Genomic DNA, 22160 nt, shown 5'->3' with positions numbered 1-22160 from the left:
TCGAGGGAGAGTTCGTCACATGGAGTGCCCCAAGTGCCGTGGCCGGATGCGGACGTTCGACCGCAACGGGGTCCACATCGAGCAGTGCGACAACTGCCGCGGGATCTTCCTGGACTACGGCGAGCTGGAGACGCTGACCCGGATGGAGTCCCAGTGGGCCCAGCAGCACTACGCTCCCCCGCCGCCGGCGCACGGAGGCCCCGCCTGGGGCGGCCACCACGGAGGCCACCACGGCCACCGGCGCGACAGCTGGGTCGGCATGCTGTTCTCCAGCTGAGTTCTTCTTGACGGCTTCACCGGAGGCCGCGGCCCGGACCCGGGCCGCGGCCTCCGGCGTGCCCGGTCATGCCGGGAAGGCGTCCGGGTCCACCTTGCTGGTGGTGGCGTTCCCGCCGAACACGGCGTCGAGGGTGAGCGTCCAGTCGCTCCACCTCACGCTGTATCCGGAGTAGACGGTCTGGAACTTCAGCGCGTCGTCGAACTTGGAGAAACCGCAGTCCCTGGTGAAGGCACGGGTGGCCCTGTCGTAGTCCACCCCTGTCGTGAAGTAGACGCGGTAGGTGCCGTCCTTGATGTTCGCGACCTTCGCGGTCGACCCCTTGCGCACGTAGAAGCTGACCGCCTTGCGGCCGCCGCGCACGAGGGTCACGACGCCGTCCTGCGTGCCGCCGTTCTTCACGGTCAGGCTGCCCCGGCCGCCCCGGATCGCCGAGAGCAGCGTCGTCCCGTTGCCGAGGCGGCGGGCGTGCCGGGCCGGCGGCCTGATCTGGACCACCGGGTAGTCTCCGGCCTTCGCGAGGCCGCCCGCGGAAGCCCTCAGGTCCTTGAACTCGCCCGACCGGCCGAGACCGGCCAGCACGGCCGTCCCGCTGCACAGGGCGTGCGACGTCACATCCTCGTCCAGCGCGCCGAGCCTGCCGTTCAGGCCCCGCAGCGCCGCGACGTAGTCGGCGTGCTCGGGGGCGACGTCCGCGGGAGGCCGCAGACCGCCGAGCCGCTTCAGCGCGGACTCCAGGGAGCTCTGCGCCCGGTCGATGCGCTGGTGGAGCGACTTGAAGGTCCGCGCCTTGGCGATGTCGGCGAGCGCTGTGCGGGCGGGGCGGCCGGCGGCGGTGAGCGCGTTGCGGTACGCCTCCGGCGTCAACGCCGGCGGGCCGGAGGCCGTGGTCGTCGTGGTGGACGGGGCCGCCTCCTCGCCGGAGGCGGCCTTTCCGGATCCGCCGGGCGATCCCGTGCAGGCCGCGAGCGTGACAGACGCGGCCAGCACGGCGACGGCGCCGGCCGGGACGGTACGTGAGAAGGTCCGGGGGGTGATCACCCGAAACACTGTCAGGCGGTGAGCGGACGCTGTCAACACGTGTTCACGCCGACGACGTCACCCCCTCCGGGCCCAGCGTCACCCATCGGGTGATGCCGATCGACTCCAGAAACGGCAGGTCGTGGGAGACCACCACGAGCGCTCCCCGATATGCCGACAGCGCCTGCGCGAGCTGACGCACGCTGGCCAGGTCGAGGTTGTTGGTCGGCTCGTCCATCAGCAGGAGCCGCGGCGCGGGCTCGGCCAGCAGCAGCGAGGCCAGCACGGCGCGGAAGCGCTCGCCTCCCGAGAGCGTGCCCGCCGGCCGTTCGGCCCGTGCGCCGCGGAACAGGAACCGGGCGAGCCCGGCCCTCACGGCGTTGACCGACGCCGCGGGCGCGACCGCCCGCACGTTGTCGACCAGGCTGAGCGCGTCGTCGAGCACGTCGAGCCGCTGCGGCAGGTAGCGCACCGGGACGTCGAGCCGGACCGAGCCCTCACCCGGCGGGATCTCCCCCAGGATCGTGCGCAGCAGCGTCGTCTTGCCCGAGCCGTTCGGCCCCAGCAGAGCGACCCGCTCCGGGCCGCGGACGACCAGGTCGCCGATCGGCCCGGCGGCCGTGCGCAGGCCGTCCAGTTCGAGCACGGTGCGCCCGGCCGGCACCTCGGTGGCCGGCAGCGTCACCCTGATCTCGGCCTTGTCGCGCACCGCCTCCTCCGCCTCGGCCAGCCGCTCGCGGGCGGCCGCCACCTTCTCCTCGTGCATCGTGCGGTGCTTGCCCGCCGAGACCTCGGCCTGGCGCTTGCGCTCCTGCATGATGATCTTCGGCTCGCGCTTCTGCTCGTACATCTTGTTGCCGTAGCGCACGCGCCGCGCCAGCTTGGTCCGCGCCTCGATCAGCTCGCGCCGCTGGCGGCGCAGGTCGCCCTCGGCCACGCGGACCATCCGCGCCGCGGCCTCCCGCTCGACCGCGAGCACCTCCTCGTACTCGCCGAGCGTGCCGCCGAAGGTGCGGCGGGCGGGCAGGTCGGCGATCTGGTCCACCAGGTCGAGCAGCGCGCGGTCATGGCTGACGACGACCAGCGTCCCCGTCCACGACGCGACGGCGTCGTACAGGCGCCGCCGCGCGTCGAGGTCGAGGTTGTTGGTCGGCTCGTCGAGCAGCAGCACGTCGGGTTCGGCGAGGAAGCGCGCGGCGAGCCCGACCATGACGGTCTCGCCGCCCGAGAGCGTCGCGACCGTCCGGTCGAGATCCACCCCCGTCAGCCCGAGACGGTCGAGCTCGGCGCGAGCGCGCTCCTCGACGTCCCAGACCACCGCGTCGTAGTTCGCCTCGCTCAGGTCGCCCCGCTCGATCGCGTGCAGCGCCTCCCGCGCGGGCGTGATCCCCAGCAGGTCGGACACCGTACGGCTCGCGCCGAGCGGAAGGTTCTGCGGGAGGTAGCCCAGCCGCCCGGTGACCGACACCGAGCCGCGCGCCGGGGTCAGCTCCCCCGCGATCAGCTTGAGCAGAGTGGACTTGCCGCTGCCGTTGACGCCGATGAGCCCGGTGCGACCGGCGCCGAACGCGAAGTCGAGCTCCTCGAAGACGGACGTCCCGTCGGGCCAGGAAAAGGACAGATCCGTACAGACAATGGAATGAGACATAGGGCGGCTCCGGGTATCCCCAAGGGCGAATGGGTGAACGAACCGTGGAGACACCGCGGGCACGGGCCGCGAGGCGAGGGTCTGCCTGAGGTCGCTGCGCCGGACCGCCGATGGCGGCCGTAAGCGCGGTGTCGAGACCTCAGAGCTCCAAGTGACCCTCCAGGGTGCGGCGGCAGGACGTCCGTCACGATAACGGCGAGCGGAGACGGGACGCCACCGAATTAACCGCCTGCCGGATGCATCGCCTCAGGCGTCCCTGAAGGTGACAGAAGACCTACCCCGCTCCACGGGTTGGAGACCTTGTCGGTAAGGTGAACCTGCCCTAAGTTAGGTAAGGCTTACCGACAATCCCGGAGGCGATGTGTTCGCGAGCTATCTCATCGGCCTTCGCGAAGGCCTGGAGGCCACTCTCGTGGTCTCCATCCTGGTGGCCTTCCTCGTCAAGAGCGGCCGTCGCGAGCGGCTGCCCATGGTCTGGGCCGGCGTCGGCGCCGCCGTGCTCCTCTCCGTCGGGTTCGGCGCGCTGCTGACCTTCACCGCGGCCCATCTCGCGACGCAGCAGCAGGAGATGTTCGACGCGGTGACGTCCCTGGCCGCGACCGTCTTCGTCACCTTCATGGTCTTCTGGATGCGCACGGCCGCCCGCAAGATGTCGGGCGAGTTGCGGGAGAAGATGGGCGCGGCCCTCGAACTCGGGTCCACCGCCGTGGTCGTGGTGGCGTTCCTGTCCGTCGCGCGCGAGGGGCTGGAGACGACGCTGCTGTGGTTCGCCGCCGTCCAGGGCGCGACCAGCAGCGCGAGCCCGCTGATCGGCATCACGCTCGGATTGCTGACCGCGGTCGCGCTGGGCTGGGGGCTCTACCGCAGCGCCCTGCGGATCAACCTCACCAAGTTCTTCACCTGGACGGGCCTGCTGCTGATCCTGGTCGCCGCCGGAATCTTCAAGTACGGCGTGCACGACCTGCAGGAGTCGGGGCTGGTGCCCGGCCTGAGCACCTACGCCTTCGACATCAGCGGGGTGCTCGACCCCAGCGCCTGGTACTCGACGCTGCTGAGCGGGATGTTCAACATCACCCCCCAGCCCAGCGTGCTGGAGGCCGTGGCCTGGGTCGTCTACCTGGTTCCCGTCCTCATCCTGTTCCTGCGGCCCGCGGCCAAGACGCCGGCGCGCCCCGCTTCCAAGTCTCCCCAGCCCGCTTCCTGACCGGAGTCCACCGACATGCGCACCCCCACCGTCCTGGCCGCCGCGGCGCTGGCCCTCGCCGGCCTCACCGCCTGCTCGTCCACGGGCGCCGGCACCACGACCGAGGCGACCGCGGCCGGCGACGGGAAGATCGCTGTGGCCGCCACCGACACCGAGTGCACGGTGGCCAAGTCCGACCTGGCCGCCGGCACCTCGACCTTCTCGATCACCAACAACGGCACGAAGGTGACCGAGTTCTACGTGTACGCGGCGGGCGACCGGGTCATGGGCGAGGTCGAGAACATCGTGCCCGGCCTGACCCGCGAGGTCGTGGTGGAGCTTCCCGCAGGCGTGTACGAGACCGCCTGCAAGCCCGGGATGACCGGCAAGGGCATCCGCGGCCCCCTCAAGGTCAGCGGCGAGCACAAGCCGCTCACCGAGGACGCCAAGCTCGCCGAGGCCGTCGCCAGCTACAAGCGCTACATCAAGAGCCAGTCCGACACGCTGCTCGGCAAGACCAAGGAGTTCACCGAGGCCGTCAAGGCCGGCGACGTGGCCAAGGCCAAGGAGCTCTACCCGGTCGCCCGCACCTACTGGGAGCGGATCGAGCCGGTCGCCGAGGTCTTCGGCGACCTCGACCCGGCCATCGACGCGCGGGAGAACGACGTGCCCGACGGCGAGGAGTGGACCGGCTTCCACCGCATCGAGAAGGACCTGTGGGTCAAGAAGGACGTCGGCGGCGACGGCGCGATCGCCGACAAGCTGATGACCGACGTGAACACGATCGTGGCGAAGTCCGCGACGGTCGACCTGTCCCCCGTGCAGCTCGCCAACGGCGCCAAGGGGCTGCTCGACGAGGTGGCCACCGGCAAGATCACCGGTGAGGAGGACCGCTACTCGCACACCGACCTGTGGGACTTCGACGCCAACCTGCAGGGCTCGAAGGCCGCCGTCCAGGCGCTGCGCCCGGTGCTGGAGGAGCGCGACGCCGAGCTGGTGAAGACGCTCGACGCGAAGTTCGCGGACGCCGAGAACGCGCTCGCCGCCCACCGCAGCGGCGACGGCTGGAAGCTGCACACGGAGCTGTCCAAGGACGACCTCAAGGCGCTGTCCGACGCGATCAACGCCCTGGCCGAGCCGATCAGCAGGGTGGCCTCGGTGGTGGCCGGATGAGCGGCGCGGGGATCAGCCGCAGACGCCTGTTCGGCCTCGGCGCGGCCGGTGTGGCCGGTGTGGCCGCCGTCGGGGCCGGGGCGGTCGCCGGCCGGTCCCTCATCGAGGAGCCGGTCGCGCACGCGGCCTCGGCCTCCGACCCCGTGCCCTTCTACGGCCCGCACCAGGCGGGCGTCACCACTCCCGCCCAGGACCGGCTGCACTTCGTCGCGTTCGACGTGATCACGAAGGAGAAGGCCGAGCTCGTGGAGCTGCTCCAGGAGTGGACGGCCGCCGCGGCCCGGATGACCCAGGGCAAGGACGCCGGCACGTTCGGCGCCGTGGGCGGGTCGCCCGAGGCGCCGCCGGACGACACCGGCGAGGCGCTCGGCCTGCCCGCCTCCGGCCTGACGCTGACCGTCGGCTTCGGCCCGTCGCTGTTCGACGACCGGTTCGGCCTCGCCGGCCGCAAACCGCCCGCGCTCGCCGACCTGCCCGCCTTCCCCGGCGAGGACCTGCAGCCCGAGATCTCCGGCGGGGACATCTGCGTGCAGGCGTGCGCGCACGACCCGCAGGTGGCGGTGCACGCCATCCGCAACCTCGCGAGGATCGGCTTCGGCAAGGTATCCGTCCGCTACTCGCAGCTCGGGTTCGGGCGCACCTCGTCCACCTCGCGGTCGCAGGCGACGCCGCGCAACCTCATGGGCTTCAAGGACGGCACCAACAACCTCAAGCTCGAAGACACCGCCATGCTGCGCGACCACCTGTGGGTCGCGTCCGGCGACGGCCCGGCCTGGATGGACGGCGGCACCTACCTGGTGACCCGCAAGATCCGCATGCACGTCGAGACCTGGGACCGCGCCCCGCTGGCCGAGCAGGAGGCCATCTTCGGCCGCGACAAGGGCAAGGGCGCGCCGCTCACCGGGCACGGGGAGTTCGACCCGCCGGACTTCGCCAAGAAGGGCCCGGACGGCACGCCCGTGATCGCCGGCAACGCGCACGTACGGCTCGCGCACCCCGACGCCCACGGCGGGGCGCGGCTGCTGCGGCGCGGTTACAACTTCGTGGACGGCTCCGACGGCCTCGGGCGGCTCGACGCCGGCCTGTTCTTCATGGCCTACCAGCGCGATCCCCGCAAGCAGTTCGTCCCCATCCAGCGGATGCTGTCGCAGAAGGACGCGCTGAACGAGTACATCAAGCACGTCTCCAGCGGCCTGTTCGCCTGCCCGCCCGGCGTGGTCGACGGCGGCGACTACTGGGGCCGCACACTGTTCGCCTGACCCGGGTCACAGGCGCGACCCGTACACCGCCCTGGCCTTCTCGATCAGGTCGAGGTGGTCGCGCAGCTGGGCCCGGGTCCGCAGGCGGGCCCTGGCCCGCACCAGCTCGTCGAGCAGGTCGAGCCACCGCAGGCACCAGCGCACGTCCTCCTCTCGTGCCACGCGCCGTCCCCGCACGTCCAGGTAGACCGGGCTGGTGTGGGCGTACGCGCGCCCGCGCGGGGAGCGCGGATGGGGACCGCCGTGGGCCACGGCCACCACGTAGGTGGCGTCCGTCACCGGCAGCGAGGCGCCGATCTCGTGACCCGGCCCCTCGGCGAGCACGCCGGCCGCGGTCCTGATCTCGATGTGCTCCACCTCCGGCCCGACGGCCCGGGCCCGGATCGCGACCGTCTCGCCGCCCGCCAGGTCGAGCGTCTCCCCCGGCCCCAGGCCGTCCACCGTGAGCTCCAGCCAGGGGCCGGTGGTGGCGAACGTGCGGCCCCGCCGTACGGCCTCGGCGAACGACTCGGCGCTGAGCGGCCCGTCCACGCGGGCGTAGACGCGCTCCCATCCCGGCGGGCTGGAGACCGTGTCCTGGCGGGTGAACGACAGCATGGTGTCGGTCCCGGCCAGGGCGGCGAGCCGGTTGCCCGCGCCGAGCAGTCGCCGGTAGACCTCGGCGGTCCCCGGCGCGGGCGACAGGTCGCTGAAATGCAGCACCTCCACCCCGTCGACCATGCCGAGCGCGGCGTCCACCACCAGGGCGCGGCCGGTGCAGTTCCTGGTCCCGCTCGCGGCCACGTCCTCCGGGGAGGAGATCGGGCCGTGGAAGGGGTGGGCGTACCCCAGGACCGCGCGCGGCTCCCGCAGGTCGCCGCAGACCGCCGCGTTGGGCGGCCAGTCGGCGTCGGCGCCGAACCCCGTGTGGTAGACGGCGGGCGGCGCGGCCACCCCGAAGACGTGGACGTGCCCGAACAGGTCGTTGCGATACTCCACGCCCATCCGGGCCACGTGCCCGGCGTCCGACCACGGCAGGTCCCGCCCGGCCCAGTGCTGGAGCGCCTCCCGGTCGTAGACCCGGTCGCCCGCGACGTTCCCGGCGACGAGGTTCAGCACGTGCAGGTCCTCGCCGAGCTGCGCGGCGGCCGCCTCCGCCGGGACGGCGACCAGATCACCCGCCCAGTTCATGTGGACGTGCAGGTCGGCGCCGTACCAGCCGCGGGCGGCGGCGTCGTACAGCCGCTGGGGGGCGAGCCCGACCAGCGTCTCCTCCCCCGTCCGGGGGACGACCGTCGTCTCGGCGGTGTCATACTCCATGCCGCGCGTGACCCGGATCGTGACCGGCTCGCAGGGCACGGCGAGCACGATGTCGTCGCCGTGGAAGAACGGCCTGTCGTCGTTGTCGCGCCGTTCCGGCACTCCCTCCGGATACCACCCCTGGCCGCCGGCCGACGTCACGCTCCACCGGCACGGGAAGCCCGCGCGCAGCCGCAGCCGCGCGGCCGGCGCGGGCCGGGCCAGCCCCGACAGGTCCACCTCCTCGCCGTCCACCGTGAGCATGGTCGCGGTCGTCACGTCGAGGAGCCTGGCCCCGCCCGCGGCGATCCCGTACGGCACGCCGTCGGCCGTCACCTCGACCGGGTGGGGCAGCGCGGAGTCGACCAGCAGGATGACGGGCACCGGCCCCGGCGACAGCAGCGGCCGGGCCGGGCTGTGTTCCAGGCGATGCTTCAGGCGGTGCCCGTCCGCGGTCAGCCGCAGCGCGACCAGGCCCCGGGGGACCTCGCCGGCCAGCGTGTCGCGGAACTCGGCGTCGAGGTCGGGCCTGATGCTCATCCGGTCGGCCTCCTCAGGAAACCGGAGGAACGGCATCATCCGGACGTAGCCCAGCGGCGGCTCTCCCCAGGTGATCCCATGCGCGGCCAGTAACGCCCGGTACTCCCGCAGCGCGGCCTCCACCTGCGGCGGCATCATCGGATCGTGATTCATCGCACCTCCCCGTAATCGAAAGCGGCCACATGGTGGCACGGTTTCGGCCGGGGAAAACGTGCAACAGTGCATTCCCGGTCACACGGGTAGCGATCTTTCTCACTCGGGAGGAAAGGTGATGCCCCGGGTGTCATGAGAGGCGTCCGCCTGGTCTTCGGTGGCCAGGAAGGCCGCCAGGATGCGGTCGGCGGCCAGCGCGGGGGTGACGGCGCCGGCGAGGACCTGCCGCTCGATGTCCGGCGCGATCTCCGCGGTGGCGTCGCGGAGCATGGCCAGCACCCGCTCCCTTACCAGCGCCCACGTCCACTCGACCTGCTGGCGGCTGCGCCTGGCGGCGAGGTCGGCGCCCTCCTGGTGGCGCACGATGTGCGCCCACAGCTCCTCCAGCCCGGCGCCGGTGAGACCGCTGCAGGTCAGCACCGGTGTGGCCGAGCGCAGCAGCCGCAGCGCCCCGGACAGCTCACGTGCCGCCTTCCGCGCGGCCATCTCGTGCTCGCCGTCGGCCTTGTTGACCGCGATGACGTCGGCCAGCTCCAGCACGCCCTTCTTGATGCCCTGGAGCTGGTCCCCCGTGCGGGCGAGGGTGAGCAGGAGAAAGGTGTCGACCATGTCGGCGACCGCCGTCTCCGACTGGCCGACCCCGACCGTCTCGACGAGCACGATGTCGTAGCCCGCCGCCTCCACGACGACGATGGCCTCGCGGGTGGCCTTCGCCACGCCGCCCAGGGTCCCGGCCGTGGGGGACGGCCGGATGAAGGCGTCAGGGTCGGCCGACAGCCGGGCCATCCGGGTCTTGTCCCCCAGGATGCTGCCGCCGGAGCGCCGCGACGAGGGGTCCACGGCCAGCACGGCCACCCGGTGCCCCTGCCCGGTGAGATGGGTGCCGAGCGCCTCGATGAAGGTGGACTTGCCGACCCCGGGCACCCCGGACACGCCCACCCTGCGGGCCTTGCCGGCATGCGGGGTGAGCTCGACCAGCAGCCGCTGCGCCATCTCCCGGTGGTCGGCCCTGGTCGACTCCACCAGCGTGATCGCCCGGGCGGTCCACCGCCGGTCGCCCGACAGCACGCCCTTGACGTAGTCCTCGATCCCCGATGCGATCACCGATGCGATCCCCGATGACCCAGCCGGGCCGACAGCTCGCGCAGCAGCTCCAGGGCGGCGTCGGCGATCACCGTGCCGGGCAGGAAGATCGCCGACGCGCCCGCGGCCCGCAGCTCCTCGACGTCGTCCGGAGGGATCACCCCGCCGACCACGATCATGATGTCCTCCGCGCCGAGACCGGCGAGCGCCTGCCGCAGCGCGGGCACCAGCGTCAGGTGCCCGGCCGCCAGCGAGGAGACCCCGACCACGTGCACGTCGGCCTCGACGGCCTGCCGGGCGACCTCCTCGGGCGTCTGGAACAGCGGGCCGACGTCGACGTCGAAACCGAGGTCGGCGAAGCCGCTCGCGATCACCTTCTGGCCCCGGTCGTGACCGTCCTGGCCCATCTTCGCGACGAGGATCCGGGGCCGGCGGCCCTCCGCCTTCTCGAACTGCGCGCACGCCTCCCGGACCCGGTCCGCGGCGCCGCCCACCTCCGCGCGGTACACGCCCGATATCGTACGGATCTGCGCGGCGTGCCGGCCGAAGACCTTCTCCAGCGCGTCGGAGATCTCCCCGACCGTGGCCTTGGCCCTGGCGGCGTTCACCGCGAGCTCCAGCAGGTTGTCCCCGCCGGCCGCGCCCTTCGTCAGCGCCTCCAGCGCCTCGGCGACGGCACCGGCCGAGCGCTCCTCGCGCAGCCTGCGGAGCTTGTCGATCTGCTGGTTGCGCACCGCCGTGTTGTCGACCTTGAGCACCTCGATCGGCTCGTCGGCCTCGGGGCGGTACTTGTTGACGCCGATCACCGGCTGCCTGCCGGAGTCGATGCGGGCCTGGGTGCGGGCCGCCGCCTCCTCGATGCGCATCTTGGGCAGCCCCTGGTCGATGGCCCTGGCCATGCCGCCGGCCCGCTCGACCTCCTGAATGTGACCCCAGGCCGCCCGCGCGAGCTCGCGGGTGAGGGTCTCGACGTAGTAGGAGCCGCCCCACGGGTCGATGACCCGTGTGGTGCCCGACTCCTGCTGGAGCAGCAGCTGGGTGTTGCGGGCGATCCGCGCCGAGAAGTCGCTCGGCAGCGCGAGCGCCTCGTCCAGGGCGTTGGTGTGCAGCGACTGGGTGTGCCCCTGGGTGGCCGCCATCGCCTCGACGCAGGTCCGTACGACGTTGTTGAACACGTCCTGCGCGGTCAGCGACCATCCGGAGGTCTGGCTGTGGGTGCGCAGCGACAGCGACTTGGGGTTGGCCGGGTCGAAGCCCTTGACCAGGCGGGCCCACAGCAGCCGGGCGGCGCGGAGCTTGGCGACCTCCATGAAGAAGTTCATGCCGATGCACCAGAAGAACGACAGGCGCGGCGCGAACTCGTCGATGCCCAGCCCCGCCTGGACTCCGGCGCGCAGATACTCCAGCCCGTCGGCCAGCGTGTACGCGAGCTCCAGATCGCACGTCGCCCCGGCCTCCTGGATGTGGTAGCCGGAGATCGAGATCGAGTTGAACTTCGGCATCCGCCTGGAGGTGTACTCGAAGATGTCGGAGATGATCCGCATCGACGGGCCCGGCGGGTAGATGTAGGTGTTGCGGACCATGAACTCCTTGAGGATGTCGTTCTGGATGGTCCCCGCCAGCTTGTCGGGCGTGACGCCCTGCTCCTCGGCCGCGACGATGTAGAGCGCCAGGATCGGCAGCACCGCGCCGTTCATCGTCATCGACACGCTCATCCGGTCGAGCGGGATCCCGTCGAACAGCTGCCGCATGTCGTAGATCGAGTCGATCGCCACGCCCGCCATGCCGACGTCGCCGGCCACGCGGGGGTGGTCGGAGTCGTAGCCCCGGTGGGTCGCGAGGTCGAAGGCGACCGACAGGCCCTTCTGCCCGGCCGCCAGGTTGCGCCGGTAGAACGCGTTGGACTCCTCGGCCGTGGAGAACCCGGCGTACTGCCGGACGGTCCACGGCTGGGTGACGTACATCGTCGGGTAGGGACCGCGCAGGAAGGGCGCGGCGCCCGGGTAGGTCGCGAGGGACGGACCGTCCTCCAGGTCGGCCGCCGTGTAGAACGGCTTGACGGCGATGCCCTCCGGCGTCTCCCACACAGGGGTCTCCCACACAAGGGTCTCCCAGGCCGGGCCGTCCGGGATGTCCGCGGCGGCGGCGCCCGACCCCAGGTCAATCTCCGAGAAGTCCGGAATCATCGAGCCACTCCCAGATCGTCGAACGTCGCGCGGAGCACCCCGAGCGCGTCACAGCCCGCGTACAGGGTGGCGTCCACCCCCTCATACTCCCCCTTCCCCGCCAGCCAGACCGTGCGCGCCCCGGCCTCCCGCAGCGCCGCGGCCACCGCCGCCGCGTGCTCGCCGTACAGCCGGTCGCCGGAGCACAGGCAGGCCACGGGGGTGCCGGAGTCGCGGAAGGCGGCGGCGATCGCGGCCGGGTCGGTGCCCGGGCCGCTGGTGACGGTCGCCACGCCGCCCGCCGCGAACAGGTTGGCGGCGAACGCCGCCCTCGCGGTGTGCGCGGCGACCGGCCCGATCGTGGCGAGGAACACGGTGGGCCGGCTCGGCTGGGCGTCGGCGAGGTCGCGCAGCGCCTCGAACTCCTCGGCGTAGCGCGTCACCGGCAGCCCCTCACCGGACGTGGCCCCGGACGCGGCGGCGAGCCCGGGGCCGGGACGCCGGGACACCGCTCTCTCCTTCAGGTCGGGGAACTCGCTGACCCCGGTGATCGGATCGCGGCGGTGGGCGAGGTTGTCCGCGCGCCCGGCCCTGGTCGCCGCCAGCCGCTCGGGGACCAGCCGCTCCAGCGCGGCCGCCATGCCGCCGGCCCGCTCGATCTCCCGGAACCACTCCCAGGCCCGGGCGGCGAGATCCTCGGTGAGCCGTTCCACATACCAGGAGCCGCCGGCCGGGTCGGCCACGCGGGCGACGTTCGCCTCCTCCACCAGCAGCGACTGGGTGTTGCGGGCGATGCGGCGGGCGAACGCGTCGGGCAGCCCGAGGCAGGCGTCGAACGGCTGGACCGTCACCGCGTCGGCCCCGCCCACTCCGGCCGCGAAGCAGGCAACGGTAGTGCGCAGCATGTTCACCCAGGGGTCCCTGACCGTCATCATCGCCGAGGAGGTGACCGCGTGCTGGAGTTGGCCACCCGGCCCGCCGACCACCTCGGCGACCCGTGCCCACAGCCGCCGCGCGGCCCGGAGCTTGGCGATGGTGAGGAACTGGTCGGCGGTCGCGGCGTAGCGGAACTCGAGCTGCCCGAACGCCTGCTCGGCTGTCAGGCCCGCGCCTGTCAGCGCCCGCAGGTAGGCGACGCCGGTCGCGACCGAGCAGCCGAGCTCCTCGGCGTCGGCGCCGCCCGCGTCGTGGTACGGCAACGCGTCGACCGTGATCGCCCGCAGGCCGGGGTGATCGGCGGCGCAGCGGCGGGCGAGCGCCACGGCGGCGGCGGTGTCCACGGTCGCGCCGGTGCGGGCCGCCAGCCCGATCGGGTCGGCGCCCAGGTTGCCCGCGGGCACGGAGACTCCGGCGACGAGGCGCAGGAACGCCTCCGCCGCCTCGGCCGTACGCGGGCCGGCGTCGAGGACGACCGGGGCGAGGTCGAGCAGGACCCCGTCGAGCACGGCCGGCAGCGCGGCCGGGCCAATCGCGTTCACATCGAGCCACAGGGACGTGACGCCGTTCTCCAGGTCGGCGTGGATCGCCTCCCGCGTCGCGGCCGGATCCGGGTCGGCGTGCCGCTGGCGCACGTCCCACGGACCCGGCGCCCGCGCCGTCCGCGGCGCGGCCGGCAGGTCGGCGGCGTCGTAGAGCGGGGCGACCGCCACCCCGTCGTAGGTCGTGGTGGTCAGGGCGGCCTCGACCTCGTCCGGCGAACCGTCCCAGCCGGATCTGCGCAGCACCTCGGCCGCGAGCGTCCTCCACTGCTCCCGCGTGGCCTGCGGAAACCCCGCTGCGGGATCGGCGAGATCGTCGAGTTCAACAGGCGGCACCGTCATGAACCGGATGCTAGATGCACCGGCCCGGTCTCGGGGCCCCGGGGTCCCGGTCTGTGGACGACGCCGGGTGCCTCATGACGTGGCGAACGCGGCGTTCCAGGTGTCGGGGCCGACGATGCCGTCCACGTCGAGGCGCCGGTCCTTCTGGAACCTGCGGCACACGTCCCGGGAGTCCGGCCCGTACGCGCCGTCCACGACGATGTCGTAGCCGAGTTCCTTCATCCGGGCCTGCCAGGTGCGCACGTCGTCGCCGCGCATCACCGGCGGATATTTGAGCAGGCGGCCGGGCCACTGCTGCGTGGGCTGCGGTTCCGGCTCCGGTTCGGGATCCGGCTGCGGCTGGGTGGCGCCGGGACGCGGCGCGCCCTTCTTGATCCAGGCGTACAGCGGGTCCCCGGGGCAGTCGGTGGAGTAGCCGTCGCGGTGGCCCTTGATCTCCTTGCCCGCGCCGCCCTTGGCTCGCAGATACTCCACCGCGTCCAGGATCGCGTGCAGGATGCCGTCGGTCGGCTGGATCAGGCCGGCGTTGCCCACGAGGCCGAGCACCGCGTAGTGGCCGGAGTTCAGGCCGGGTCCGTTGGCGGCCGGCAGGTGCCCCGGCCCGCGTCCGGTGAAGACCTTCCGATGCGGACAGGCCACCATCGAATAGCCGATGTCGATCCAGCCGTTGCCGTCGATGTGAAAGTTCTGGATGGACTTCACCATGGCCACGCACTTGGCGTGGTCGGTGACGATGTCCGGGTCCACCCGGCCGCCGGTGTAGTGGACCTTCACGCCGCGCGTGGAGGTCAGCGACGAGTACGAGCCCCGGGGAGGACGCGCGCCCCATTCAGCGCGGGACACGAGATCGATGGCCACAGTGCTCTCCGTTGAAAACCGTACGACTGGACACCGAGCGTAGCGGTAACGCCCCAACAGCTACTGCCTTTTGCCCATAAGAAACTACTTAAACGGCAAGCAAAGTGAATACGTCGATAAATCCATTCGACAGAGCAAGTCGTACGTCGAGATCATCGCTGCATGTCCGTTCTCAAGGAGGTCGACTTCTCCCCTCACTCCACGCCCCCGCCGCCGGTGCCGATGCGGATTTGGCTCGACGACGCCGACAGCCCGGCCGACGTCATCGACGCCCTGGCGCTGTCGCCGTTCGCGACCGGCGAGCAGCCCTGGTCGCGCACCACCAGCCTCGGCCGGGTCCGCGCGGACGCCCCGCTGACCGCCGAGGGCGGCCGGCTGCTGCGGGTCGCCCAGCACACCGACGGCTACGAGACCCGGCTGATCGCGGGCGAGGGATGGACGCTTCGGGTGGCGCGCGGCGCGAACCGGTCGGCGACGCTCACCGCAACGGCGGTGAGCGAGGAACTGGCCGGCTCGGTCCTGGAGCAGGCGACCAGGGACGCGGAGGAGGCCGCCCCCGACGCCGACCACGTGCGGATGGGCTTCTGGTGGCGGTCGAGCCACGGGCCGCACCGCTCCGCCAAGCCCATCACCACCTCGTCCTGGCAGGACATCAGGCGGAACTACCCCCGGGCCGCCGCCGGCCGCCTGGACGCCCTCATGGCCACCACCGCGGCCGGCGTGACGGGCCGGCTGATCCTCCTGCACGGCCCGCCCGGCACCGGCAAGACGACGCTGCTGCGCACGCTCGCGCGCGAGTGGGCGTCGTGGTGCCAGGTCGACTGCGTGCTCGATCCCGAGCTGCTGTTCAACGACCCGGGCTACCTGATGGACGTCGCCGTCGGCTGGGACGGCCCGGGTGAGGACGAGGAGCCGCGCTGGCGGCTGCTCGTCCTGGAGGACTGCGACGAACTGATCCGCGCCGAGGCCAAGCAGTCGACGGGCCAGGGCCTGTCACGCCTGCTCAACCTGACCGACGGGCTGCTCGGCCAGGGCAGGGACGTGCTCGTGGCCATCACGACCAACGAGGACCTCAGCAGGCTCCATCCGGCCGTCGTACGGCCCGGGCGGTGCCTGGCGCAGATCGAGGTCGGCCGGTTCGACTCCGGGCAGGCGGCCGAGTGGCTGGGCCACGCCGAAGGCGCCGGTCCTGGCGATGCCACGCTGGCGGAACTGTTCGCCCTGCGGGACGGTCATCCGTCCGTATCGCCCGATCCTGCCCCCGCCACCGGCCTCTATCTCTGACAGGACCACGGCGGCCGATGCCGTACTGTCCGATGTGTCGGATACGTAAACCATCCGATGTGCCAGGTCGGGGCGGTAACAACAATCGGCGAGGTGGTCACCCTGCTGTCGGCCGGACCGAGCCCCCAGGTGAGCCCCGTCGTCCTCCACCGGTGGTCCGTCGAGGCCCGGGAGGCGGGGACGGCGAAATATCTGGACCCGTTCGCTCCCGGCGGCGAGCGGGAGTGGCCCTACCTCCGCTGGACGTCCCCCGAGCGGGAGATCGGCTTCGCGGCCACCGAACTGGTGCCGTCGTGGACGGCCGCCGCGCCGCCCGGCGCCTGGCTGGAGATCGAGATCCAGGCGCGGACGGTCACCGGCGAGCCGACCAAGTGGTACGTCATGGGCCGGTGGGCCGAGACCGACGCCGACATCCACCGCACGTCCCTGCCCGGGCAGGGGGACGCCGACGGGGACGTCGCGGTGGACACCTTCGTCGCCGCCCGCCCCGTCACCTCCTACCGCGTACGCGCCACCCTGTACGGCAGCGGCGGCGGCGTGCGCTCGCTCACCGTGATGGCCTCGGCCGTGGGGCAGGCGGGCAGAGGCGGCCCGCCGGGCCTGCGGGCGGTCGAGCTCGACGTGCCGCGCCGTTCGCAGAAGGCCCACACGGGGCACTACCCGCAGTGGGACGGCGGCGGGGAGTCCTGGTGCAGCCCCGCGTCGTTCACGATGGTGCTGGACTACTGGGGCCGCGGGCCCGCCCCCGCCGACCTCGCCTGGGTCACCCCCGGCGACCCGTGCCCCGCCGTCGACCACGCCGCGCGGGACACGTACGACCACAGCTACCAGGGCACCGGCAACTGGCCCTTCGGCGTCGCGTACGCCGGGAGGTACGGGCTGGACGGCTTCGTCACGCGGCTGCGCTCGCTGGCCGAGCTGGAGCGGTTCGTCGCCGCCGGGATCCCGGTGATCACCTCTCAGGCGTTCCGCGATCACGAGCTGCCGGGTGCCGGATACTCCACCGGCGGGCACATCATGGTCGTCACGGGATTCACGGCCGACGGCGACGTCATCGCGAACGACCCGGCCGCGCCGGACGACGGCGGCGTGCGGCGGGTGTACCCGCGCGCGGCGTTCGAGAGCGTCTGGCTACGCGCCACGAGCAGCGGGGGGATCGCGCACATCGTGCATCCCCCCGGCACTCCGCTTCCAGAATCCGGGGGGAACTGGTGACCATCAGAGCCGTCGACGTCGCGCGGGTGGACGACCGCCCGCTGTGGGTCGAGATCTCGGGGGACGAGGTCTGGTGGGACGAGCCGCGCCCGCGCGAGGGCGGCCGGCGCTGCGTGGTGCGGCGCAGGGCCGACGGCGTCATCGAGGACGTGCTCCCGCAGGGCTGGAACGCCAGGAACCGGGTCATGGAGTACGGCGGGCGGTCCTGGCGGGCGCACGAGGGCCGACTGGTGTTCACCAACTGGGCGGACGGCCGGATCTACCTGTGCACGCCCGGCGAGGAGCCGGTTCCGCTCACCCCCGAGGAGCCCGCCCGCTACGCCGACCTCGTCGTCCACGGCGACGAGGTGTGGTGCGTGCGCGAGCGGGGCGACGCCCGCAGCGGGGACCGGGACATCGTCGCGGTGCCGCTCGACGGCTCTCCCCTGCGCAGCGTGGTGAAGACCCACCATTTCCTGATGAACCCGCGCGTCTCGCCGGACGGGCGGACGCTCGCCTGGATCGGCTGGAACCACCCCGACATGCCCTGGGACGCCACCGAGCTCTGCGTCGGATCCGTGGACGGCGGCCCCCATCGCGTCCTGCTTTCCGGCGCGTCCACCTGCCAGGCCGAGTGGCGCGACGACGAGAGCCTGTACGCCGTCACCGACCCCACCGGCTGGTGGAACATCCACCTCGTCGGCCTGGACGGCGCCGCGCGCGACCTGACCCCGGTGCCGCTGGAGTTCGGCGACGCCACCTGGAAGATCGGCGCCACGTTCTTCGCCGTCGCGGACGGGCGGATCGCCGCCGTGTACGGCACGGCCGACGAGCGACGGCTCGGGGTCGCCGACGACCCGGCGGGCACCGGGTCGATCAGGGACGTCGGCGGCGGCTACACCTACTGGGCGCCCGCCCTGTCGGCCTCGGGCTCCCATGTCGTGGGGGTCGCGGGCTCGCCGCACCGGCCGTACGAGGTGGTGCGGGTCCACCTGGACACGGGGGCGCACGAGGTGCTGTCCCCCGGCAAGCCGATGCCCGAGGACGCCGAGCTGCCCACGCCCGAGGCGGTGACCGTCGAGGGGGTCCACGCGCACCTGTACGCCCCCGCGGCCCGGTCGGACGGCAGGCCCGCGCCGTACGTGGTGTTCGTGCACGGCGGGCCGACGAGTTCCGCGCCGCCGGTGCTCGACCTGGAGATCGCCTACTTCACCAGCAGGGGCATCGGCGTCGCCGAGGTCAACTACGGCGGCTCCACCGGCTACGGCCGGGCCTACCGCGAGCGGCTGCGCCACAGCTGGGGCGTGGTGGACGTGCGCGACTGCGAGACGGTGGCGCGGTGGCTGCTGGACAGCGGGCGTGCGGAGAAGGTGGCGATCAGAGGCGGCAGCGCGGGCGGCTGGACGTCGATGGCCGCCCTCGTCCACAGCGACGTGTTCTGCGGCGCGGTGTCCCACTACGGCATCTCCGACCCCGAACACTGGGCGGCGGAGACGCACGACTTCGAGTCGCGTTACCTCGACGGGCTGATCGGCCCGCTGCCCGAGACCCGGCAGCGCTACGTGGACAGGTCGCCCGAACTGCACGCGGAACGGGCCTCCGGGCCGGCCCTGCTCCTGCACGGCCTGGAGGACAAGGTGGTCGATCCCGCGCAGTCGGAGCGCTTCGCCGCCGCGCTGGCCCGTCACGGGCACCACTGGGCGTACCTCACCTTTGAGGGGGAACAGCACGGGTGGCGGCGCGAGGAGACGATCGTCCGGGCCCTGGAGGCCGAGCTGGCGTTCTACGGGATCGTCTTCGGCTTCCCCACCCCCGAGGTGCCACCGCTGACGCTCGACAAGGGGGAGACACCGTGAGTGAGGTCGCGGAGATCTGCTCGGAACTGCTGCGGATCGACACCACCAACGACGGGTCCGGCGACGGGCCGGGCGAGCGGCGGGCCGCCGAATACGTGGCGTCCCTGCTCGATGAGGTCGGTATCGAACCGGTGGTGTTCGAGTCGGCGCCGCGCCGCACCAGCGTGGTGGCCCGCATCCCCGGCGACAGCCGCGACGCGCTGCTCATGCACGGGCACCTCGACGTCGTGCCCGCCGACCCGGCCGAGTGGCGTACGCACCCGTTCTCCGGGGAGATCTCCGGCGGCTGCGTGCACGGCCGGGGCGCGGTCGACATGAAGGGCACGCTCGCCATGACTCTCGCCTGGGCCCGCGAGAACGCGCGCAGGGGCGTGCGTCCCCGGCGCGACCTCGTGCTGGCGTTCCTCGCCGACGAGGAGTCCACCGGCGAGTACGGCGCGGGCCACGCGGTCGAGCGGCACCGCGACCTGTTCGAGGGCTGCACGGAGGCGATCAGCGAGTCCGGCGGCTTCTCCTGGTATGAGGACGACGTCCGCATCTACCCGGTGGCCGTCGGAGAGCGCGGCACCGCCTGGATGCGTCTGACCGCGCGCGGCGTGCCCGGTCACGGGTCCAAGCCCGCCGTGGACAACCCCGTGGCCGAGCTGGCCCGGGCCCTCGCCCGCCTCGCCGACCACCGATGGCCCGTACGGCTGACGCCCGAGGTGGCCCGGCTGATCGACGAGCTGTCGCGGGCGCTCGGCCGGCCGATCGACCTCGACCGGCTGGAGGAGGAGATCGAGCGGATTCCCCGCGCGGCCGCTCTTTTCAAGGGCGTGCTGCGCAACTCCGCCAACCCGACCATGCTCGACGCGGGATACAAGGTCAACGTCATCCCCGGCACGGCCGAGGCCCACGTGGACGGCCGGTTCCTTCCGGGGCAGCGCGACGAGTTCCTGGAGACCGTCGACCGGCTGCTCGGCCCGAAGGTCACCCGCGAGTTCGTCAGCTTCGAGGAGGCCGTCTCCTCCCCCGCCGAGGGGCTGTTCGACGAGCTCACCGCCGCCCTGCTCGCCGAGGACCCCGCCGGCAGGCCGGTGCCGTACGTCATGACCGGCGGCACCGACGCCAAGTGGTTCGCCAGGATCGGCATCAGGGGCTACGGCTTCGCGCCGCTGCTGCTGCCGCCCGCCCTCGACTACTTCGGCATGTTCCACGGTCTCGACGAGCGGGTGCCCGTCGAGGGCCTGGAGTTCGGCGTCCGCGTCCTCGACCGCCTGCTTACGTCTCCAACGCCGAAATCGTGACATGGAATAGTTTCCTGACCGCACTGCCGAACACCTCGTGCTCTTGTTACTTTGCTTTACAGAACGGGAACGTGAGCGAGGGACAGTGGCCGATCAGCTTGTGCGGTGGGAGATCGACGGCGGGTCCGTCATCGTGGAAACCGACGAGGAAATCGCAGGCGGATGGGCTCCTGCGGGAGTCTCCGGCGAGCGGGTCGTCTATCAGTCGGCCGAGAGCCTGAGGAAGGCCCTGCACGGAGTACGGGACGCGGCACGGACGGCACTGGCCGCCTTTCGCGACTTTCCCGAGGGCCCTCAGGAGGTCGAGGTCGAATTCGGCGTAAAGCTAGCCGCCGAGGCCGGTGCGATTATCGCCAAAACGGCGATGGAGGGGCACTTAACGGTCAAACTTAAATGGACCGATAAAACACCCGATTCTGGGCGCGGATAGCCGGTGCCGCACGCCTGGCACGTCCGCGTCGACGGCATGAGGAACGGCAAGCGCGTGACCGGAGCCGGCCTGCTGGTCGATCCCCGTCACGTGCTCACGTGCGCCCATGTGGTCACCGGCTGCTCGGGAGTCCGCGTCAGCTTCGTCCAGGCCGACCGGCCGGACCTGCAGGACCTCCCCGCCGACCTCGCGTGCGCCGGGCCCTGGCGGAAACCGGGCGACCGGGGGGACGTCGCGGTGCTCACGCTGGCCGCCGAGGTCGCGATCAAGCCGGCCAGGCTGTCCCTCCGGGTTCCGGCGTGGGGTGATTTCGCCGCGCACGGTTTCCCTCCGGACGCGGGGCCGTTCGGCGCCACCATGCGGATCCGGACCGGCTCCGCTCACGGCATTGGGGAATGGCTCCACGTGGAGGGCGCCACCGGCCACGCCGAGATGCCCCGGGCCGGGTTCAGCGGCGCCGGGGTGTACAACGAGGTCACCGGCCACGTCTTCGGCATCATCAGCGACGCGTCGACGAGCCCGGACCGGCGAACCGGACGCATGATCCCACTGGCCTGGGTGCGCAGATACTGGGAGGACCTCGACGACCTCCTCGAACTCGGCTGGCTCAGCCGCGAGACCCGCCGGAAGCTGCGGTCGATCCTGCGCCGCGTCGGCACGGACGCCGACCTGACCGAGCTGGTCGAGACGGAGTTCCATCCCGCGACCGCGCCGCCCGAGTTCTGGTCCGTCTGGGACGCGGCCCGGTACGTCGCCGAGGAGCTCTACGACGACGACCGCCTGGGCAGGTTCCTTGAGGCGCTCATCCTTAGGGCGTCCGGCGGCCCGGCCGTGACGGCGCTCCGGGTCTGGATGGACCGGCACCTCGAGGCTCCCGCGCCGCACCCCGGCGTCACCTCCGTCGTCGTCCGACTGGACACGAAGACGAAGGGAGGCTACGAGCTCGGCTTCTCCCACTTCATCGACGGCAAGCCGTACCCGGGAGGCGCTCCGGCGACGGTGACGCGCAAGAGGTTCCGCAGGGAGGTCGAGGCGGCGCTCAACGGGCTCATGGCGAAGATCGCCCGGGCCGGCCGAGACGACCCGATGATCGAATTCCTGCTGCCGCGATCGTTGATCCTCAGCGAGCATGTGGACGAATGGTACGCGTGCCGTGAACGGGACATCCCGATGACCGCCTATCGCGTGGTCGTCCGGGATGTCGTACGGCTGGGCAACTACGACTACATCCTCCGGGACCAGTGGAAGAGCCGGTCCCGGCGCCTGCGTGACGGGGCCAAGCTCGAGAAGGCGGACTGCTCCCGCCTCGATCCCGAGGAGTTCTACCGGCGGCTCCTCAGCAACAGGGAGGCGTGCGTCGTCGTCTTCTCCGAAACGCCCGGCGATGCCGTGCTGACGAAGGGCCTCGACGCCGGGGTGCCGGTGATGCTGTGGCCGCGGGCCTCCTGCGCGGACGCCACGCCCGGCGAGTGCCCCTACGGGTCGCTCGACACGCTCGCGCTGCTGGTCGACACCGCCGCCCTGGACGGGCTGCCGGAGCGGGTGCGCCGGTTGCGGGTCGACCCCGGGCACGCCCGTTGCGGGCCGAGACTGACACTCCTCTGGGACGATCCGACGCGGATCCCCGATCCACCCACGTTTGTGGAGGACTAG

Annotated in this window: 17 protein-coding genes; 10 read left to right on the top strand and 7 right to left on the bottom strand. The window is 72.2% G+C overall.

Translation table 11 applies throughout. The features are described 5' to 3' along the window. The first annotated feature begins 19 nt into the window (after positions 1-19). A complete protein-coding gene (locus ACIBK1_RS13965; protein ID WP_081903398.1) occupies positions 20-277 on the top strand; it encodes a TFIIB-type zinc ribbon-containing protein in 258 nt (85 codons plus the stop codon). A gap of 66 nt (positions 278-343) precedes the next feature. Here the strand turns inward: ACIBK1_RS13965 and ACIBK1_RS13960 are convergent, their stop codons facing one another. Both ACIBK1_RS13960 and ACIBK1_RS13955 read right to left on the bottom strand, forming a co-directional pair. After that, a complete protein-coding gene (locus ACIBK1_RS13960) occupies positions 344-1318 on the bottom strand; it encodes a hypothetical protein (RefSeq protein ID WP_051761500.1) in 975 nt (324 codons plus the stop codon). A 43-nt stretch (positions 1319-1361) separates the two neighbouring features. Then, positions 1362-2945 carry an ABC-F family ATP-binding cassette domain-containing protein gene (locus ACIBK1_RS13955; protein ID WP_396734849.1) on the bottom strand — a complete coding sequence of 528 codons (1584 nt, stop codon included), beginning with the start codon at positions 2943-2945 and terminating at the stop codon, positions 1362-1364. Between the two features lie 361 nt (positions 2946-3306). Here ACIBK1_RS13955 and efeU point away from each other — a divergent pair, with 361 nt between their 5' ends. The 3 genes from efeU to efeB are packed head-to-tail and all read left to right on the top strand — an operon-like array spanning position 3307 to position 6560. Then, complete coding sequence (efeU, locus tag ACIBK1_RS13950; protein ID WP_396734846.1) at positions 3307-4149, top strand: iron uptake transporter permease EfeU; 843 nt, start codon at positions 3307-3309, stop codon at positions 4147-4149. A gap of 15 nt (positions 4150-4164) precedes the next feature. Further along, entirely contained in the window at positions 4165-5301 is a 1137-nt protein-coding gene (gene efeO, locus ACIBK1_RS13945) for an iron uptake system protein EfeO (protein WP_396734843.1), read from the top strand. After that, on the top strand, positions 5298-6560 hold the full coding sequence (efeB, locus tag ACIBK1_RS13940; protein ID WP_363422100.1) for an iron uptake transporter deferrochelatase/peroxidase subunit: 1263 nt from the start codon (positions 5298-5300) through the stop codon (positions 6558-6560). The genes efeO and efeB overlap by 4 nt, the downstream gene beginning before the upstream one ends. 6 nt (positions 6561-6566) lie before the next feature. On the opposite strand, the gene ACIBK1_RS13935 is transcribed toward efeB, so the two are convergent. The 5 genes from ACIBK1_RS13935 to ACIBK1_RS13915 form a co-directional block, all read right to left on the bottom strand. Continuing rightward, a complete protein-coding gene (locus ACIBK1_RS13935) occupies positions 6567-8531 on the bottom strand; it encodes a CehA/McbA family metallohydrolase (protein WP_396734839.1) in 1965 nt (654 codons plus the stop codon). A 99-nt stretch (positions 8532-8630) separates the two neighbouring features. Then, on the bottom strand, positions 8631-9635 hold the full coding sequence (gene meaB, locus ACIBK1_RS13930) for a methylmalonyl Co-A mutase-associated GTPase MeaB (protein WP_396734836.1): 1005 nt from the start codon (positions 9633-9635) through the stop codon (positions 8631-8633). Continuing rightward, positions 9632-11800: a methylmalonyl-CoA mutase gene (gene scpA / locus ACIBK1_RS13925; protein WP_396734833.1), complete on the bottom strand. Its 2169-nt coding sequence runs from the start codon at positions 11798-11800 to the stop codon at positions 9632-9634. The genes meaB and scpA overlap by 4 nt, the downstream gene beginning before the upstream one ends. Then, on the bottom strand, positions 11797-13599 hold the full coding sequence (locus ACIBK1_RS13920) for a methylmalonyl-CoA mutase subunit beta (RefSeq protein ID WP_396734830.1): 1803 nt from the start codon (positions 13597-13599) through the stop codon (positions 11797-11799). Before ACIBK1_RS13920 ends, scpA begins: the two co-directional genes overlap by 4 nt. A gap of 72 nt (positions 13600-13671) precedes the next feature. Further along, a complete protein-coding gene (locus tag ACIBK1_RS13915) occupies positions 13672-14457 on the bottom strand; it encodes a peptidoglycan recognition protein family protein (RefSeq protein ID WP_030507075.1) in 786 nt (261 codons plus the stop codon). A 162-nt stretch (positions 14458-14619) separates the two neighbouring features. Here ACIBK1_RS13915 and ACIBK1_RS13910 point away from each other — a divergent pair, with 162 nt between their 5' ends. From ACIBK1_RS13910 to ACIBK1_RS13885, 6 genes are all read left to right on the top strand, one after another. Continuing rightward, positions 14620-15741 carry a DUF5925 domain-containing protein gene (locus tag ACIBK1_RS13910; RefSeq protein WP_396734826.1) on the top strand — a complete coding sequence of 374 codons (1122 nt, stop codon included), beginning with the start codon at positions 14620-14622 and terminating at the stop codon, positions 15739-15741. A gap of 93 nt (positions 15742-15834) precedes the next feature. Next, positions 15835-16956, top strand: a complete 1122-nt coding sequence (locus tag ACIBK1_RS13905; protein WP_363531027.1) for a C39 family peptidase — start codon at positions 15835-15837, stop codon at positions 16954-16956. Continuing rightward, positions 16953-18791, top strand: a complete 1839-nt coding sequence (locus ACIBK1_RS13900) for a S9 family peptidase (protein WP_396734823.1) — start codon at positions 16953-16955, stop codon at positions 18789-18791. Before ACIBK1_RS13905 ends, ACIBK1_RS13900 begins: the two co-directional genes overlap by 4 nt. Further along, the gene (locus ACIBK1_RS13895; RefSeq protein ID WP_396734820.1) at positions 18788-20077 is read left to right on the top strand and encodes a M20/M25/M40 family metallo-hydrolase; all 1290 of its coding nucleotides are present in this window, start codon (positions 18788-18790) and stop codon (positions 20075-20077) included. The genes ACIBK1_RS13900 and ACIBK1_RS13895 overlap by 4 nt, the downstream gene beginning before the upstream one ends. An 85-nt stretch (positions 20078-20162) precedes the next feature. Next, the gene (locus ACIBK1_RS13890; RefSeq protein ID WP_036405680.1) at positions 20163-20507 is read left to right on the top strand and encodes a CU044_2847 family protein; all 345 of its coding nucleotides are present in this window, start codon (positions 20163-20165) and stop codon (positions 20505-20507) included. Positions 20508-20510: 3 nt separating this feature from the next. Continuing rightward, on the top strand, positions 20511-22160 hold the full coding sequence (locus ACIBK1_RS13885; RefSeq protein WP_396734816.1) for a VMAP-C domain-containing protein: 1650 nt from the start codon (positions 20511-20513) through the stop codon (positions 22158-22160).

This window comes from Microbispora rosea, from assembly GCF_044460045.1.
Lineage (GTDB): Bacteria > Actinomycetota > Actinomycetes > Streptosporangiales > Streptosporangiaceae > Microbispora > Microbispora rosea.
The sequence above is the reverse complement of the archived record's forward strand: the minus strand, read 5'-3'. Positions and strand labels throughout refer to the sequence as shown.